Origin of the sequence: Collinsella sp. AM42-18AC (assembly GCF_003467965.1) — a bacterium.
Lineage (GTDB): Bacteria > Actinomycetota > Coriobacteriia > Coriobacteriales > Coriobacteriaceae > Collinsella.
In genome coordinates this window covers 58903-75880 of record NZ_QSFY01000011.1, presented here as the reverse complement: position 1 = coordinate 75880, position 16978 = coordinate 58903, and the positions used below count along the sequence as shown (strand labels likewise).

Genomic DNA, 16978 nt, shown 5'->3' with positions numbered 1-16978 from the left:
GGTGCGAGTATGGGCAGCAGGCATTAACCTAACATTTTGGAATTGGAGCGGGCATGGGGACATCCGCGTATTTGCTTCGCAAATCCGCACCGGCTGCGGTCGATCTCCTCGGATTCACGGAGACGATGGGGAAGACTTTGTTGAATTGGCCGTCCCAAGGTCTCCCGCGCCCGATGGAGCGGGCAACGGGACGTCCGCGTATTTGCTTCGCAAATCCGCACCGGCTGCGGTCGCCTATCGGCGACCTTGCCTGCTCGCTATAAACGCTTCGCGTTTATTTAACGCTCGCACCCTGTCGGGTTCGAGTCCCGGCACTTTATTGAAAAAGGCACAGTAACGAAACGTTACCGTGCCTGAAATTCGAATGGAGCGGGCAACGGGACTCGAACCCGCGAGTGTCAGCTTGGGAAGCTGATGCCTTACCACTTGGCGATGCCCGCATATGTGGGGGATAGTATAACGCGGTTGTCTTGTTCGATACAAGGGTGGCGATACTTGTTTTAGCTGTGGAGATTCGTTTGAAAATCGCGTCAATTGTGGAGACGAGGACCTTTGACTTCCTGTTCACCTTATCTTCTACCTGCGCTTTTGCTTGATTGTTGTATTTGAGCTCAATTTGTCAGGAATTGGGCAAGCTTTTGGTCAGGCTCCGGTACTTACCCGCATGAACCTCGGGGGTAGCCTCATCCTACGCGTCGCAACCTCCCCATGCGGCGCACGAGGGATAAGGAGCAGCCATGACCAACGCACCCACGCACTCTGTCCACAGCGCAATCGCAACAGGTCCGCTGCTCCTGCTCCTCTTCCTGCTGTTCGGCTACCTGGCACCGGGAGCCGCATTTGCCGTCGATGGCTACGACCAGCTCGGCTTCCGCACTATCAGCGATGATTGTGGGCCGTTCTTCATCGGCAAGTATGAAGCTCAAGACGCCTCGATTGCCTACTGCATGAACCAGGAGCGTCCCGGCCCCACCAAGCCGGGCGGCCCATGGCTTAACTTTGATCAAGGCTGGGTGTGGCTCGACGACGAGTTCGCGGCAATCGTTTGTCACGGATATCCTACCGCCACATCGTTTGGCGGTTACCATCTTTCACCCGATCGCGCCCGCGCCGCCACCCAGCTTGCCGTATGGATGCTCAACGGCACTACCCATGTCGACGGCACCTACTCCTACACGACCGCTCAGGGCAAAACCAAGAGTGGGCACTTTACCGCCGACAATGAAGTCGTGGCGGCTGCGCGGTGGCTCCACGACAGCGCAAAATCAGGAAGCATCAAAGCCGCTCCGCACCGCGCGCGGCGCTATATAGGAACCGTATCGGGCGGCAGCAAACGTCAAGACATGCTCTATGTACTGCCGGCGGTCTCTGTTTCCTTCAAAAAGCAGTCTGCAAACGCTGCCATTACCAGCGGAAACAATACTTATCAGTTTGACGGGGCAACATTCGATGTTTTTGAGAGCGCCAGCGGCGCGCGTGTCGGCACCGTCCAGATGGACAGCAACGGTCGAGCGCAGGCAACACTCCTACCCAACACGGCATACTACCTAGTTGAAACGAAGGCGCCGGCCGGCTATGTCCCCCGCCCCGATCGCGTTGCCTTTACCACGGGGAATGACGGCGGGCAGGTCGCCATCGATGAACAACCCGGCGCCATTACCTTGCGCATTGTAAAGCTCGACGCCGCAACGAATGCAGGCCCCCAAGTTGGGGCTTCGCTCGCAGGAGCAGAATTCGTGTGCGTATCGCAATCAACCCCTGGATGGACACAAACTCTCAGGACCGATGAAAGCGGTCGAGCTACCCTCACCGATGTCCCCCTGGGAACCTTTACCATCTATGAGTCAAAAGCCCCCGAGGGCTACCTGCCAGCCAACGACAGCTGGTCCTATACCGTTGGAGCCGACCAGCTCGGTGATTCAGGCGTGGTCGAGATCGAATCGCGCGTTTCCGATATCCCCATTGCGTTTGACCTTGAGATTTCCAAATTCAAGGACTACGGCAATAGCGATCAATCCGGCCTGGAGCAGCCGGCAGGAGATGTTGTCTTTGAGGTTGTCAGCAACAGCTCTCAGCAGGTTGTTGGCACACTGACCACAAACATCTATGGCTTTGCCTCCACCAAAGATCAGCCCGAAGCATGGTTCGGCACAGGCAAGCGACCCGCCGGTGTCCACGGAGCCGTCCCATACGACCGTGCCGGCTACACGGTTCGCGAGGTTCCGGAAACCGTCCCCGAGGGTTTTAAACGTGCAGGGGAATGGACCGTCGGGGCCAATCAGATTTCCGACGGCGCCGAGCTTCAATATATCGTGGACAACCACGCCCTGTCGACGCATCTCCAGATTGTAAAACGCGATGACCAAACAGGCGCCTCTGTTCCCCTAGCCGGATTCACCTTCCAACTCCTCGACAGCAATCACAAACCTGTCTCACAAACATGCTGGTATCCAGCATATAACGTAATGGACACCTTTACGACTGACGCGACCGGCACCGTCACACTGCCCGAATCGCTCATGCCGGGCACCTATTATGTACGCGAAACCTCGGCCAAAGAGCCCTATCTTGTCGGCGGAGAGACCGAGGTAAACATACCCGCCGATATAAACCTAACGCCCGTTGCAATCGTCTCGTATTATAACCACGCCGCGACCGGAAACATCAGGATCGTTAAAACCGATGCCGTAGACGGCAGCAGCCTCGCGGGCGCCACCTTTGAGATCCGTGCCTCAGGTGATATCGTGCGCCCCGACGGTAGCATTGCCGCGCTCGACGGTGAGACTGTCGCTACCGTCACGACGGATGAAACTGGAGAAGCACGCGCGGACGACCTCCCGCTGGGATCTGGCACCGCACGCTACGAGGTTGTCGAGACTCAAGCGCCGACCGGCTTCTTACTCGACCGGACGCACCATATCGTCGACCTTACCTATGCCGACCAGAAAACACCCGTTGTGGAAGCACGGCTTAACGTATCCGACGATTACACCAAGGTTGATATCTCCAAGGTCGATGCAAGCGGAGAGCAGGAAGTGAAAGGCGCACAGCTCACCTTATATGGTCCCGATAAAACCGAAATAGACTCCTGGACCTCATCCGACAAGCCGCACCGCATCGAACATCTTGCACCCGGCACCTACTCGTTGCGCGAAACGATGTCTCCGCGGACCTATGATCTTGCCGAGGAGATAACGTTTGAAATAAAGGATACGGGAGAAGTCCAATCCGTCGCGATGAAGGATGCGCCCATCGAGATCAAAGGACAGGTCGACAAGCGTCAGGAACTTGTCCAACCTATCGGGAAGGGTCTGTTGGCTAACGGCGATGGAAAAAACCGCGCCGCGATGCAAACCAATACGGATGGGCTTTTCTCCTATACCATCGATGCTCGAAACGATTCCGCTACTTGGGTTGATGAGTTTACGATTACCGATGATCTTGAGTGCGCCAAAGACGGCACGGCGAGATTCGTCTCAATCGAAACCCCCGTCGCCATCGGCGACCTCAACGGTCTGTGCAACGTGTGGTATCGCACGACGCCGTTGGACTCGACAGACGTCGATGGGCCGGCAAACGCGACGCTTGACGATGGGCACGAAAATCCTTGGCTTGAGTCCGACGAAGTAAAAGAGAGTCTGGGTGAGGATTGCCGCCTCGTCGATTACGACGGCTGGCACCTCTGGAAGGCGGATGTCTCGACCACGGAATCCACCACACTCGAGGCGAAAGAACTTGACCTTGCATCCAATACCGTCGTAACGGGCATTCGCATTGAATACGGTGCAGTAGCCGCCGACTTTACGACTCGAAGCGATGTGGATTCTTGGACCCGTGATGATCTCAAAGATGAGCACGACGACCTTGACGATGCCAAAGCAATCCTTGGCACAGACGCTCGGGGCGCAGCCGTGCACATGCAGGCAACGTCGGCTTATACGCCCCAAACCGCACTCACCAACAGCGCGCGCGTCGATCTTTGCCGCAACGGCGGCGGCGATAAACTTGAGTCACATGACGAGGACCGTGTCATTCAACGCTGTACCCTACCGCAGGACCTACCGGCAACAGGATCAGTTCCCATCGCCGCCTGCATCACCGCGCTTCTGACCTCGGGTGCCGCAGCCTTATGGTTCGCTCGCCTTAGGTCGATCCCAAAGAAGCGCTAGCGCGATAAAAAAGCGGGCGAGCCAGTCCCCCGGCTCGCCCGCTTTCAATCATGTAAATCGCCGTATCTACTCTGCAGACGAAGATCCACCATCAACGATTGCCTGCTCGGACTCAGGAATCCCATCGGCACCCGTGCTCTGTTCTTGCTCCACCTCTTCGCTGATTGCGGAGGCGGGGGTCGAGCCCTTCGCGCCCACGATGTAGGCAGCTCCAAACCCTAACGCAATGGCAATCAAGGTCAAAATCACGTAGACAGGCCAATGGCGCTTAATATACGAAAACACGTTGACTCCTTAGAGCTCCGTCTACGAACGGCGGATAACCTCGGTCACGACCTCGGATACCGTGGCAATGTTCGTCGGGTTGACATTGTGGGGCAGGTCGTCCTCGGTACGAGCGCAAGCCAGACGCGTGCCGTCCACGCCGGCGATGGTGAGGGCTCGGCGGCTCGCCTCGAGCGCGGCGTAGGCATCGGTCTTGGCATAGGGCATCTCGAGCGCGCCACAATCGACATGGAACGACTTGCACACCTTGCTGACCAGGTTCATGATGCGGCGATCGCCCTTGAGCAGCTGCTGTTCGCCCTCAACCGTCACCACCGAAAGCCTACCGGCGCCGACGGATTCAAGATTGATGAAGAAGACGCCGCGGAGCTTATCGCGATGCGAAGCCAAGAAGGCCTTCATACCGGAGCCATCACAATCCGAGGCGCCCGTTGCCACAAACCAGATATCGTGACCGAGCAGCTCATCGTCGCCCATAGAGGCGACAGCCGAGAGCATATCTTCGGAAGAAGCGCCGTCGGAAGACGTAGCGCCGCCCTTCCAGCCATCGTTATCGTCCTCGAAATTATCCCACGAACCGATGCCGCGACCGGACTTCTTGGCATCGTAATCGTCTTCGACGCCCAGCCAGTCACTCATGCTGTCCTGTTCGTTTTTCTTTTTACGACCGAACAGGCCGCCCAGGCCGCGCTTGCGAGACTTAGGTGCCGCAGGGGCGGGAGCCGAAATGGTCTCGATCGGCTGTGCGCCCGACGCAACGGGCATAGGAGGCGCAACGGGTGCCGATGTGGGTTCGGGACCCTGAGCGGTAGCAAAGGGGTCGTTGACCTGTGCGGAGGGATCGGGAAGGTCGAACAGCGACGTGCGAGACGCAACGTTTGTCTGCTTCATCGACGGCAGCGACGGATCGGGGACCGAAGCCAGCGGAGACGAGGAGGGTGCAGGCGACGGTGCCGACGCCGGATCGGGAACATTCATCTGCGGACGCGGCGATGCCTGGGAGGAAATCTGGGCCATAAGGGAATCGACCGTTTCGTCCTGGGTGGGAGCAACATCGGCAACCGTGGCACCGGAACCACTCGGGGCCGGCATGGTGAAAATCTGCGTGGAGTAAGGCCTCGACTCATCTGTCTCGGGGGCCTCGGAAACCGCAGGCACTTCCTCCTGCTCGACCTCGGTCGAATCATCTTGCTCGGCTGCCGCGTATTGCTCTTCGTCACAGTTGGCCTCGACGGGCTCGTCCTCGGCGACATCTTCGATTTCGGCTGCGTCAATAGGCTCGTCATCGTCTGCCGCGTCGCCCTGCTCATCGGAAACAGGAAGGGGCTCGGCAATCGCGGTGCCTTGCTTTTCAAACGTTATCGTGGAATCGAACTGCGCGGCATCAAACGACATGGTGCTATCGACGTGCTGCTGAGCCTCAAAGGACGTTGTAGCTTCGGCGGCGTCGACAGGCACGGACTGCATAGCCTCGTTCTGCTCGAACTCTTGCGCCGCGCGCTCACCTGCCGCCTCGGCTGCCTGCTGCTGAGCGATAGCCTCCTGCTCGGCAGCCTCGCGTGCGGCAACGCGCTTCCCCTCGAAATCGTCGACAAATTTCCTGCCCTTTGCAAGCGCACCCTTAAAGAAGTTGGAAGCGCTGGCGCCAATCGAAGAGAACGCGGATGCAATATCGGCATGGGGCGTTGCCGCGGGAATCTCGGCCGAGAAATCAGTATCGCTCTCGTAAGACACGCGCCTCGGCTGTTCAGCGTAATCGTCGTCAGGCTCGTCCCTAACGTCTTGCGTCGGCGCGGCGGGAGCCAAAATGTCCAGTCCTGCCGCGGGATCGATCGCGGACACCGCCTCGGGCTCGGCAACGGCAGCGGCAACCGCGGCAGACTCATCATCCACGGCGACAACGGGCGCAGATGCAGTCACGACGGGGGCAGGCTCGGGCTCAAACGTCGGCTCCTCGCCTTCCTCGTAATCGAGCGTGCAGGACTCGGGAAGCATTCCGAGCGCACGGATGGCATCCGAACCAAAGCGGATGTTGCCGGCGGCATTGCGATAGAGCCTGGGCTCGGGCTCGGCCGCGACAGGCTCCTCCGCCGGCTCGGCAGTGGGAACCTCGTCATTGAACTCTTCGGCCTGGACAGCCTGATTCTGATCCTCGGGCACGATGGCGCCAATCAGCGTCTCGTCGGCAGACGCACCCTCAAAGCCCTCGATCTGCTCGTCGAAAGCCTCGCCCTGTTCGGGCTCGGTCTGAGCGTCGGGAGCAATCGGCTGACCGAACTCGTCCTCGGCGTAGGTAGGCTCTTCATACTCGATGGTGTTGCCGTAGTCGTTTTGCTGTTGGGCCGCGGCATACTCCGCTGCTGCGCGCGCCATCTCCTCGGCACGACGCTTCTGCTCCCCAAAATAGGTATCGAACGGAACATCGTCGGGAAACTCGTTTTCGCCCTGGAAGGGAGCAACGTTGTCCATAACGCCGAGCATAGCGGCGACAGAAGACTTGTTGCACACTGCGCCGGACGTATAGGGAAGCACAAAACGGTTAGAAATGATGTTTGCCGCGTTGGCGAGCGCAACGAGGGAAGCGAGGATCGCGACAATCCACAGCAGAACCTTGAGCGCGCCGGGGAGCGGCAGGATACGCAAGATGGCAACGGCAGCAGGGGCAACCGTGGCAACGGGCAACAGCTTGGCGATGAGCGCACGATACGAAGCATAGGGCTCGCGGGCGAGCAGCTCAGCACGGGGAGAGTCGTAGTGTGCGACAACGACCACCGGGCGGTTGCGCGGAGACGCGAGCGGGCCCGAGGCCTTGTGGTAGGCGATGACATTTTGGCTCACGCCCGTCTTGCCCAGGCGCGAAACCACGGGGTGGCCCGTGCGCTCGAGCACGTAAAGAACGGCGCCGACAATGGCCAGCAAGGTGCCGACCAAGCCGATGCCGCCACCGATGCCCATCAGCAGGGCGCCGGCAAACGCAAGAATACCGGTAACGGCAAATGCCAACCTGCTGGGCGCCGGGGCATTGAACTCCTGAACCTCGGGATCAAAGCCGTGGTTGCGGAAGATCTGAGCGATATCCTCGGCAGCCAAGCGCTCTTCTTCGCTGCATGCCGGCGTGATGCCGGTGTTCTGCAGCAGGTGGTTAATATAGTTCTGGGTGTTCGCCATGTGCGCTCCACATCCATAATCCGACAAATAGGCCCAATGCATGCACATTAGAACCGTATATAGTCGAAAGTATACCCCGAGCGAGCGCAAACGACCGAATTCGGGCCATCTTAACGCCCCGAGCGGACAAGGATATAGCCTAATCTCCATATCGGACTAAAATCATGGCAGCAAACCACCTTCTCATGCGAGGACTCTATGACGGCAAGCGACGCGACCGCGACAATTAAAAAGGGGAATTCGGAGCCCAGTTTCGATAAAACGGCTCAGCGCATCCTCAATCTTTTCTTTGTGCTCAACAGCTCCCCCGAACCGCTGACGACCGAGCAGATCGTCTTGGATTCTGACCTGGGATATGGCTCGGGCAATATCGACTCGGATAAGCGCAAGTTTCGGCGCGATCGTGACAAACTGCTCGAACGCGGCATCTTAATCAAGGAGGTTCGCCCCGCCGGCGCGCAGGAGACCGAGGAAAGCTCATGGACAATCGACCGCGAGCACACGTTTGCGGCAGGCGGCCTCATCACCGCAGACGACGCCGATATCCTGCTCAACGCTATCGACCAGACAATAGCGGCCGGCTCATCCACTTTTGCCGCGCCGCTTGCCGATATTCGTTCCAAGATTGCCTACCTCACCGGCAGGACGACGGCGGACGAAGCACCGATCCGCCGCTCTCCCACCGTCGATGCGGTATGGAGCGCCTTTGCCGAGCGATGCGCGCTGCGATTTTTATATCAGAACGGACGCGGTGAGCAGAAAGAGCGTACCGTCTGCGTCTACGGCATGTTCGAGCGCGAGGGCGTTGCGTACTTCTGCGGCCTCGACAATGCCACCGACGACATCAGGACATTCCGCTGCGACCGTATCGTTCGCGCTTGGCGTCCTTCGAAGGCCTACGCCATCCCTGCAGACTTCAATCTCAACGACTACCTGTTCTTTGAATTCGATTTTGCCGACCGCCCGCCCGTTGCGGCTACGTTCTCGTTCGCCCCGCAGACGCAGATCGATATGATCAACGGCCTCACGCGCGGGCGAGGCGAGCTCGCACACACCGATGCAGGATGGACCTGGACCGTTGACGTGCGCGACCTTGAAGCCGCCGCCTCATTTTGCATGGCCCACGCCATGGACGGCATGAGGCCCATGGCCCCCAAATCGCTCAAACAGGCGTGGAACCACCTCATTGAAAGGACGGTGCATGAGCATGCCCGTGCGTAAACTCACCAGCGAGCAGAGGCTCTCGCGCGCCATCGACATCATGGAGGCCCTCTACGCCGCCGGCGAGAGCGGCATGACACGAACCGAGATTTGCAGTCGCTTTGACATCACGGGGGTGTCGCTCGACGAGATTCTCGAGATCGTCTCGACGCTCGCGGACCGAGAATCGGGTGCGCGCATCATCTGCGAATGCCACGGCGAGCGTGTGGTCCTCACCGGTGACGCCGGGCGTGTGCTACCGCTGCGCCTGAGTGCCGCCGAGGGCGCTGTGCTCAACCATGAACTTGAATCGTTGGGGATCGAGCCCCAGGCGGCAGCTCGGATTCGACATGCTCTTCTACCCGAAGAGCTCGGCTATAACCAGCGCGTCTTTGACACCGTCAACCACGGGTCGCACTGGCAGCAGCTGAGCTGCGCCATTCAGGACGGTGTTCGTTGCCGCATCTCGTATCGCTCGATGGACGATGCACGGCCACGCGAGCGTCTGGTCGACCCCTTGCGCATTACGGCAAACGGCGACCAAACATATCTGATTGCCTGGGACATCGCGGTCGATGAGCAGCGCACCTATCGCATGGATAAAATCGAGGGACTCGCCTTGACGGAAGACTCCGTCGTGCCTCACGCACCGGACGTTGCATCCCTCCACGATTCCCTTGCCCGGACGCAGCGTAGCGCAAAGCTCTTGATGCCATTCGATATGGCGGAGCATCTGGACTGGGCCGGCATCGCCCTCATCGAGCGCGGCGGTGCAGACATGGCAACGGTAACCGTGCATTACGGCTCCGAGCGTTGGCTATTGAGCCAGATAATCGCAGCGGGCGGAGCCATCCGCATCTTGGATGACCCCGCCCTGTCAAAGCGTCTGTGCGATATGGCAAAAACCCTCGTCTGTCCGCTTTAGCGCCGCCGCTCGTGGCGTGCGCGCCACAGTTGCAGATAGTGACCGATCTGCGCCGATTCGATGCGCTGATAAGAGCTCGTGGGCAGCGACGTTAAGAACTTCTTCCCGTAGCCCTTCGTCACCAGGCGCGGGTCGGCCAGAATCAGCACGCCGCAATCGGTCGACGAGCGGATAAGGCGGCCGGCCGCCTGCTTGACCTCGAGCACCGCCTCGGGCAGCGAATAGCGTGCCCAAGCGCGGTCTTCGCGCAGGTTACGCTCGCACGAGAGCGGGTCCGTGGGGCTCGAGAACGGCAGCTTGGGAATGATGACGCAACGCAGCGTCTCGCCGCTGGCGTCAAACCCCTCCCAGAAGGCCTTAAGCGCAAAAAGCGACGAGGTCGGCTCGTTGATAAACCGGTCGCGCAGGCGACGAGGAGATGAGTTGCGCTGCTGGCAGTTGAGCTCCAGACCCGCACGGGCCATCTTGGGCTCAACGCGGGCGTACAGGTCTTCCATGTCGCGCCGATTGGTGAACAACGTGAGCACCGATCCGCCCATGGCAAGATGGGCGTCGACCAGCACGCGCTCGAGCGCCGTAAGATAGTTCTCACGATCGCGCGGATCGGGGATATCGCCCGCAACGACTACAGCCATGTTCGAATCGAAGTCGTAGCTCGAGTCCAAGTGCAGCGATGAGGATGTTGAAGCACCGATGCGATCGAGGCCGACAGCATGGTTGAAGTGCTCAAAGCTTTTGGACACCGTCATGGTTGCCGAGGCAAAGATAGCCGTGTGAACCTCGGGCAGCCACTCGGTTGCCAAGGCCTCGCCAATGTCGATGCGCTCTGCGGTCATCGACTCTCCGCCGGCACGCAACCTGCGATTGACCTGCAGCGAATATACGTAGTGTTCATCGGTGCCATCAATGATGAGTTTGAGGTTCTCGGCCAGCTCGTGCAGGCGGCGCGAGATATCACCCAGGTCGACAACAACCTCGGGCTTGTCGGCGGCGACGGCTTGCACCAGCGCGTCGACGCTCTTGTCAGCTTGTTCCAATGCGTCGATGCCAGTGTAGGCCGACTGTAAGAAATCATGCCAGTCGTCTGATTCGCGCAGCTCGGGGCCAATCCATAGATTGGCATTGTCATAACCCCCACGCGCACGGCGGCCGAGCTCGCGAACGCCATCGAACACGTCGGCGATTGCCATGCTCGCGCGGGCAACCGTCGACGTCGCCTTGGCAGTAAGGCCCAGATAGAGCGTAGAGCCCTCGGAGGTTGCCAAATCACGGGAAACCTGGCTTAGTGCGCCGGTGCTCGAGCCACCCAGGCGCTCGAACAGGACGCGTGATTCGTCCGCCGACACCACGCGCGCCCACTGGCGGCGCGCCTCGCGCTCGATGGAATGGGCCTCGTCGATTACCCAATGACGAATCGGAGGTAAAATCCTGCCCTCGGCCGCGACATTGCGGAACAGCAGGGAATGGTTGGTGACCACCACATCGGCATGTGCCGCACGACGGCGAGCACCGTGGACCAAACATTTATCAGGGAAAAACGGGCAGAGGCGACGGGCACACTCGCGCGAGGCCGTCGTAAAGTCGGGGCGGTTGACGCTGCGCCACCGAATGCCGAGCGAGTCGAGGTCGCCATCGGCTGATTGGCAGACGTACGCCATAATGACCGCGACCGCCGTGAGCGTGTCCGCCGGATCGCGCTTGGTGGTGATCTCGACCTGGCCGCGGCTCATGCGCTCGAGCTTGCGCAGGCACGGATAGTGGTCATACCCCTTGAGAGCGCAAAATGACAGACCACCGTTCAGTTGCTCGGCAAGTTTTGGCAGCTCATGGTACATGAGCTGGTCGGCAAGATTGTTCGATTTGGTCGCAATACCAACCGTGATGTTGTTACGGCGTGCTGCCTCGGCAAAAGGCACCAGATAGGCCATCGATTTGCCGACGCCTGTGCCCGCCTCAATTACACGATGAGTGCCCGTGACCAGCGCATCGCGGACCTCGAGCGCCATCGCGATCTGCTCATCACGCGGCTCGTAGGTGGGATACATGCGATTGACCAGGCCACCCGGCGCATAGTCTGCCTCAATCTCCTCACGACTCGGCATCTTGAGGACCGGCAGTTCGTCGGCGTCCACCCGATCGTCGGCGCGATCGGCCTTGAGAACGTCAGCACGAGCGGCGCTGAGAGAGAAGATAGAACCAGGGTTCTGTCCCGCCAAGAATGAGAATATAGGACGATAGGACCAAGGCACATCCGGGTGCATGTCGGCTAGGCGCGCCATGAGGCCCTGGGGCAAGTCGGTGAGCGCCACGAGCAACACGCGCCATACGCCACACAGGGCGTCGACGTCGGCATTGGCACGGTGTGACACCGAGTCACAGCCAAACAGATCGGCCATAAAAGACAGCTTGTGCGAGGCCAGGCGCGGAAGCGCGATGCGCGACAGCGCCAGCGAATCGATCCAAATATCGCTCACGTTGACGCCGCCTTTGACCGACTCGATAAACGAGCGGTCGAACGTGGCGTTGTGTGCGATCACCGGGCAGCCACCGACAAAATCGGCGAGAGCGGCGACGGCCTCAACCGCCGACGGGGCATCTGCCACATCGGCATTTGTAATGCTCGTGAGCTCGGTAATCTCGGCGGGAATCAGCTGTTTGGGATGCACGAAGGTATCGAAGCGGTCGATGACCTCGCGGCCCGAAAGACGGGCCGCCGAGATCTCGATCAGCTCGTTGTCCTGCACCGAAAGACCCGTGGTCTCGGTATCGAGGACAATCACATCTTCCTCGATAAGGCCGAAGGACTGCGTTTTGGCGCGGTCGGCAAGCGTGGCATAGGAGTCGATGACAAACTGCGGCGTTCCTGACGAAACCGCGTCCTCGATTAGCATGCAATGCCCGCTCGACGAAGGCCCATACGGATCAGACTGTCACAGACCTGCGGGAACGTCATGTCATCGGTGTGGCGGATCTCATCCGGATACAGCGACGTATCGGTCATGCCGGGAATGGTATTGGTCTCGAGGATAACGGGGCCGTCCTCGCTCACAATAAAGTCGCTGCGCGAGATGCCCAGGCAACCGAGCGCCTTGTGAGCGGCACAGGCAAGCTCCTGGGCACGAGCGTAATTCTCGGGTGAAATCTGCGCCGGAATGCGATGGATATCCGTAGGGTCGACATACTTCACGTCCAGATCGTAGAACTCGCAGTCCTCGGGCTTACGAATCTCGACAATCGGCAGGGCGCGCACGTCATCTTCGCCGTATACGCCGACGGTGATCTCGGTACCCTCGATGCACTTCTCGACCAGCACTTTGTCGCCGTACTCAAACGCCTTGGCGATTGCCGAGGGCAGCTCGGAGGGCTCATGGACCAGGGAAATGCCATAGCTGGAACCGTTGACGGCCGGCTTCACAAAGCAGCGCTCGCCACAAACCTCGACGATATGATCGATATCGACTTCATCGCCCACCTCGAGCGCAAGGCCGGGGGCAATGGGAATGCCCGCCTTGGCGTATAGGAGCTTAGAGACCTCCTTGTCGGCACCGCAGGCGCTGGCAAGTACGCCCGAGGCCGTGTAGGGGATACCCAGGGTCTCCATGGCACCCTGCATGGCGCCATCCTCACCGCCGGCGCCGTGCATGGCGATAAATGCCACATCGAATCCGCCGGTCGCCATGGTTACCATAAAGTCATCGGCGGCCGTGTCAAGCAGCTCCACCGAGGTGTAGCCGGCTTCCTTCAGTGCCACCACAACGTTCTTTCCCGAATCGAGCGAGATCTCGCGCTCGGCGGAATGACCGCCCGCCAAGACCGCTACGTGCATGTTCTCTAGGCTTTTACCCGGCATGGGCAGACTCCTCCTCTATAATTTCTGCAGCTGATACCATATTGTAGCGATACCCTCTACGTTTCCCCAAAATCGAAAGGCTTCCATGAATCCCAAGACTAAATCTCAGGACATTCGCGACTTGAGCCAAAACGATATTCGCGAGCTCGTGGCCGAACTTGGCCAGCCCGCCTTCCGCGCGAAGCAGCTCATCGAATGGGTCTTTGAGAAGAACGTTTGTTCGTTTGACGATATGACCAACCTTCCCAAGGCTTTCCGTGAGCAGCTTAAAGAGGCTTTTGCCTTTGATACGCCGACTGAACTCACCAAGCAGGTTTCCAAAGATGGCTCGCGCAAGTATCTGCTCGAGTACCACGATGGCATTTCCGTCGAGACTGTCGGCATGCCCCGCCGTAACAAACTTTCCGTCTGCGTTTCCACCCAGGCAGGCTGCGGCATGGGCTGTGCCTTTTGCGCTACCGGTCTCAACGGCCTCAAGCGCTCTCTGACCGCTCAAGAGATCGTCGACCAGGTGCTTCATGTATCCAACGACTTTGGCGAGCGTGCCACAAGCGTTGTCTTCATGGGCCAGGGCGAGCCGTTTGCCAACTACGACGAGGTTCTCAAGGCACTGCGTATCCTCAACGACCCCGATGGCATCGGTATCGGCGCTCGTCACCTCACCGTCTCTACCAGCGGCGTTATTCCCGGTATTCGCAAATTTGCCGATATCCCCGAGCAGTTCACGCTTGCCGTTTCCCTGCATTCCGCCATCCAGTCGACGCGCAATAAGCTCATGCCCGGTGTTAAGAAATACACACTGCTTCGCCTTCACGAAGCGCTTCAGCTCTACACCGAGAAGACTGGCCGCCGCCCGACCTATGAGTATGCCATGATCGAAGGCGTCAACGATACGAATCCCGAGATGCAGGCGCTCTGCGACTTCTGCGAGGGAACGCTGTGCCACGTTAACCTGATTCAGCTTAACGACATCGAGGGCAGCCCGCTCAAGCCGTCGCCGATTCACAAGGTTGAGGATCTTCAGCGTCGTCTTGAGTCCCGTGGCATAGAGACCACGATTCGTAACTCCCGTGGTAACGATATTGACGCCGCTTGCGGACAGCTGAAACAGCGCTTCAAAGTTCAGAAGAACGCATAGGGGAGTCACACGCCAAAACGTTTCATGTGAAACATCGAACGGCCCCGATTGCAGGATATGCAACCTGGGCCGTTTCATTTATCGACCTCAATTTTGGATCAGTTGCAACCTTTCCCATTTTTACTGCCAAAATAGGGGGTCCTTGTCTCGTGAATCAGACAAGGACCCCTCAAAATATGCAGGGTAATTGTTAGGTACCTAATAGCCTACATTTTCCCATTGGTTGCTAACCCAACCTTGATTAATCTTGGGATTCTTCGTTACCTGAGCAGTGCGCATGGCAACATCTTCTGTCATAACATCCATTTTCTTCTTGGAAGTATCGACAATATCTTGCGCGCCACGAAGCAAACGACCTCGAAGTTCATCGTCTGTCGCGATCTTATAGCCAGCAAAGGCACCAGCCGCGACAGTCGTCACCAATGCAATCGCAGTTAAAATCTTATTCCTCATCTTGGCCTCCTTGATCAAACTGAATCATTTCACCAAGAATACGAGAGAGCTCTTCCTCGTCTTTAAACTCAATCTCAATCTTATTCTTTCCACGCGAGCTCTTCACGCGTACGTTGGTATTAAATATCTGACGAAGTACACGCGCAGCCTTTTTAAAAGACTGAGGCGTTGCAGGCCTCGGCGTCTTAGGCGTTTCTCCGGCAGAAAACAATGGAGCAAGATTTTCTGTCGCTCTTACGGAAAGGCCCTCTGCAACAACCTTCTCTGCAAGTCGAATTCGCGCGTCCTCATAGGGAACTGCAAGAATCGCACGTGCGTGACCAGCAGTAAGTTTACCCTCAAAAATCATCTGCTGAACTACTTCGGGGAGATCGAGAAGGCGCAGCGAGTTTGTAATTGCAGAGCGTGACTTGCTTACGGCCTTCGACAACGCCTCCTGGGTCATACCGCTAGCATCGATGAGCTGGCGATAGCCCTTAGCCTCTTCGACGGGATTCAGATCAGAACGCTGAAGATTTTCGATAAGAGCAAGGGCCAGCATCTCTTCATCATTAACATCTTTAATGATGACAGGCAGTTCCTCAAGACCAGCAAGCTTTGACGCCTGGTAACGACGCTCACCAGCGATGATCTCATAGCCGTTTCCATGCTTGCGAACCAAGAGCGGCTGCAAAACGCCATGTTCTTGGATTGACTCGCTCAACTCGCGAAGTTCAGTTTCATTAAAGTGAATTCGCGGTTGATTAGGGTTGGGAACGATATCCTCAATAGGTAGTTTTGTTTCAGATGCGGCATTTGAAGCAGATGCAGCAGAACCACCGGTCTCATACTCAGCCTCTGAGACCAAAGCATTGAGTCCGCGTCCCAATCCACCACGTTTCTTTACACTAGGCACGCTTGATCACCTCTTTTGCAAGGTTCATATACGCTTTTGCACCCTTATTTTGAGGTGCATAGGTAATTACCGGTTCTCCAAAAGACGGAGCTTCAGAGATTTTAACCGTACGGGGAATCAGCGTCTTAAACGCCTTATCGCCAAAGTACGATTGAACTTCCTCAACAACCTGATTCGACAAAGAAGTACGTGAGTCATACATGGTCATAAGCACGCCATAGGTGTCTAAGCCCTTGTTCAGACGTGATTTGACCATCTTCATTGACTCAAGCAGCTTCGTAACGCCCTCGAGTGCGTAATACTCACACTGGATTGGAATCAAAACGCTATCTGCTGCGGTCAAGGCATTGATAGTAAGCAGGCCGAGCGAAGGAGGACAGTCAATGAAAATAAAATCGAACTCGTCCTGAATCGGCTCAAGCAAATCTTTGAGGCGGGTTTCACGAGCAATTGCGCTTACGAGCTCAATTTCGGCACCTGCAAGCTGAATCGTAGCTGGAATTACGAATACCTTTTTGCAATTTGTATCAAGAACAAGCGATTCTGCCGGCACATCATTCAACAATGCATCATAGATGCAGTGATCAAGGTCTTCTTTTTCAATTCCAAATCCACTGGTGCTGTTTCCCTGCGGATCAAAATCGACAATTAGTGTCTTACGACCCTGCTCACCCAGTGCTGCTGCAAGGTTTACAGCCGTCGTTGACTTACCGACGCCGCCTTTTTGATTGATGATTGCAATGATACGCGTGTCTTTTGCGCTCTTAGAACGCTTAACGTCGCGAAATCCCACGGTCCCTCCTGGTGTGTATTAAAGCTGTCAAACGGAGGATGTTTCACGTGAAACATTCCGATTCGATATCAACCGCCATGTTTCACGTGAAACACTGCAAGT

The 16978-nt window shown here is 57.8% G+C and carries 11 protein-coding genes and 1 tRNA gene; 4 read left to right on the top strand and 8 right to left on the bottom strand.

Going from position 1 to position 16978, the window contains the following annotated elements; genetic code table 11:
• Positions 1–365: 365 nt before the first annotated feature.
• Positions 366–440, bottom strand: a tRNA-Gly gene (locus tag DW913_RS07565).
• A 297-nt stretch (positions 441–737) separates the two neighbouring features.
• Between DW913_RS07565 and DW913_RS07560 the strand changes: the two genes are divergently transcribed.
• Positions 738–4169, top strand: coding sequence for a SpaA isopeptide-forming pilin-related protein (locus DW913_RS07560; protein ID WP_117798114.1), 3432 nt, complete (start codon positions 738–740; stop codon positions 4167–4169).
• A 66-nt stretch (positions 4170–4235) separates the two neighbouring features.
• Here DW913_RS07560 and DW913_RS07555 read toward each other — a convergent pair whose 3' ends face one another.
• Complete coding sequence (locus DW913_RS07555) at positions 4236–4454, bottom strand: hypothetical protein (RefSeq protein WP_022094153.1); 219 nt, start codon at positions 4452–4454, stop codon at positions 4236–4238.
• Between the two features lie 21 nt (positions 4455–4475).
• A complete protein-coding gene (locus DW913_RS07550) occupies positions 4476–7622 on the bottom strand; it encodes a hypothetical protein (protein ID WP_117798113.1) in 3147 nt (1048 codons plus the stop codon).
• 198 nt (positions 7623–7820) lie between these two features.
• Between DW913_RS07550 and DW913_RS07545 the strand changes: the two genes are divergently transcribed.
• On the top strand, positions 7821–8843 hold the full coding sequence (locus DW913_RS07545) for a YafY family protein (RefSeq protein WP_117798112.1): 1023 nt from the start codon (positions 7821–7823) through the stop codon (positions 8841–8843).
• Positions 8824–9747: a YafY family protein gene (locus DW913_RS07540; RefSeq protein ID WP_117798111.1), complete on the top strand. Its 924-nt coding sequence runs from the start codon at positions 8824–8826 to the stop codon at positions 9745–9747. Before DW913_RS07545 ends, DW913_RS07540 begins: the two co-directional genes overlap by 20 nt.
• Here the strand turns inward: DW913_RS07540 and DW913_RS07535 are convergent.
• Entirely contained in the window at positions 9744–12638 is a 2895-nt protein-coding gene (locus DW913_RS07535; protein ID WP_117798110.1) for a helicase C-terminal domain-containing protein, read from the bottom strand. The genes DW913_RS07540 and DW913_RS07535 overlap by 4 nt on opposite strands.
• The gene (locus DW913_RS07530; protein ID WP_117798109.1) at positions 12632–13597 is read right to left on the bottom strand and encodes a D-alanine--D-alanine ligase; all 966 of its coding nucleotides are present in this window, start codon (positions 13595–13597) and stop codon (positions 12632–12634) included. The genes DW913_RS07535 and DW913_RS07530 overlap by 7 nt, the downstream gene beginning before the upstream one ends.
• 85 nt (positions 13598–13682) lie before the next feature.
• Here DW913_RS07530 and rlmN point away from each other — a divergent pair, with 85 nt between their 5' ends.
• Positions 13683–14735 carry a 23S rRNA (adenine(2503)-C(2))-methyltransferase RlmN gene (gene rlmN / locus DW913_RS07525; RefSeq protein ID WP_117634727.1) on the top strand — a complete coding sequence of 351 codons (1053 nt, stop codon included), beginning with the start codon at positions 13683–13685 and terminating at the stop codon, positions 14733–14735.
• 198 nt (positions 14736–14933) lie between these two features.
• Here rlmN and DW913_RS07520 read toward each other — a convergent pair whose 3' ends face one another.
• The 3 genes from DW913_RS07520 to DW913_RS07510 are packed head-to-tail and all read right to left on the bottom strand — an operon-like array spanning position 14934 to position 16876.
• Entirely contained in the window at positions 14934–15188 is a 255-nt protein-coding gene (locus tag DW913_RS07520; protein WP_117564012.1) for a hypothetical protein, read from the bottom strand.
• Positions 15178–16083: a ParB/RepB/Spo0J family partition protein gene (locus DW913_RS07515; RefSeq protein WP_199578346.1), complete on the bottom strand. Its 906-nt coding sequence runs from the start codon at positions 16081–16083 to the stop codon at positions 15178–15180. The genes DW913_RS07520 and DW913_RS07515 overlap by 11 nt, the downstream gene beginning before the upstream one ends.
• A complete protein-coding gene (locus tag DW913_RS07510) occupies positions 16076–16876 on the bottom strand; it encodes a ParA family protein (protein WP_022093800.1) in 801 nt (266 codons plus the stop codon). The genes DW913_RS07515 and DW913_RS07510 overlap by 8 nt, the downstream gene beginning before the upstream one ends.
• Positions 16877–16978: the final 102 nt, after the last annotated feature.

Bases quoted from the DNA above. Each gene is read 5' to 3' on its own strand.
- DW913_RS07545 (WP_117798112.1), top strand. From the start codon at position 7,821: ATGACGGCAAGCGACGCGACCGCGACAATTAAAAAGGGGAATTCGGAG.
- DW913_RS07550 (WP_117798113.1), bottom strand. From the start codon at position 7,622: ATGGCGAACACCCAGAACTATATTAACCACCTGCTGCAGAACACCGGC.
- DW913_RS07535 (WP_117798110.1), bottom strand. From the start codon at position 12,638: ATGCTAATCGAGGACGCGGTTTCGTCAGGAACGCCGCAGTTTGTCATC.
- DW913_RS07520 (WP_117564012.1), bottom strand. From the start codon at position 15,188: ATGAGGAATAAGATTTTAACTGCGATTGCATTGGTGACGACTGTCGCG.
- DW913_RS07540 (WP_117798111.1), top strand. From the start codon at position 8,824: ATGAGCATGCCCGTGCGTAAACTCACCAGCGAGCAGAGGCTCTCGCGC.
- DW913_RS07530 (WP_117798109.1), bottom strand. From the start codon at position 13,597: ATGCCGGGTAAAAGCCTAGAGAACATGCACGTAGCGGTCTTGGCGGGC.
- rlmN (WP_117634727.1), top strand. From the start codon at position 13,683: ATGAATCCCAAGACTAAATCTCAGGACATTCGCGACTTGAGCCAAAAC.
- DW913_RS07560 (WP_117798114.1), top strand. From the start codon at position 738: ATGACCAACGCACCCACGCACTCTGTCCACAGCGCAATCGCAACAGGT.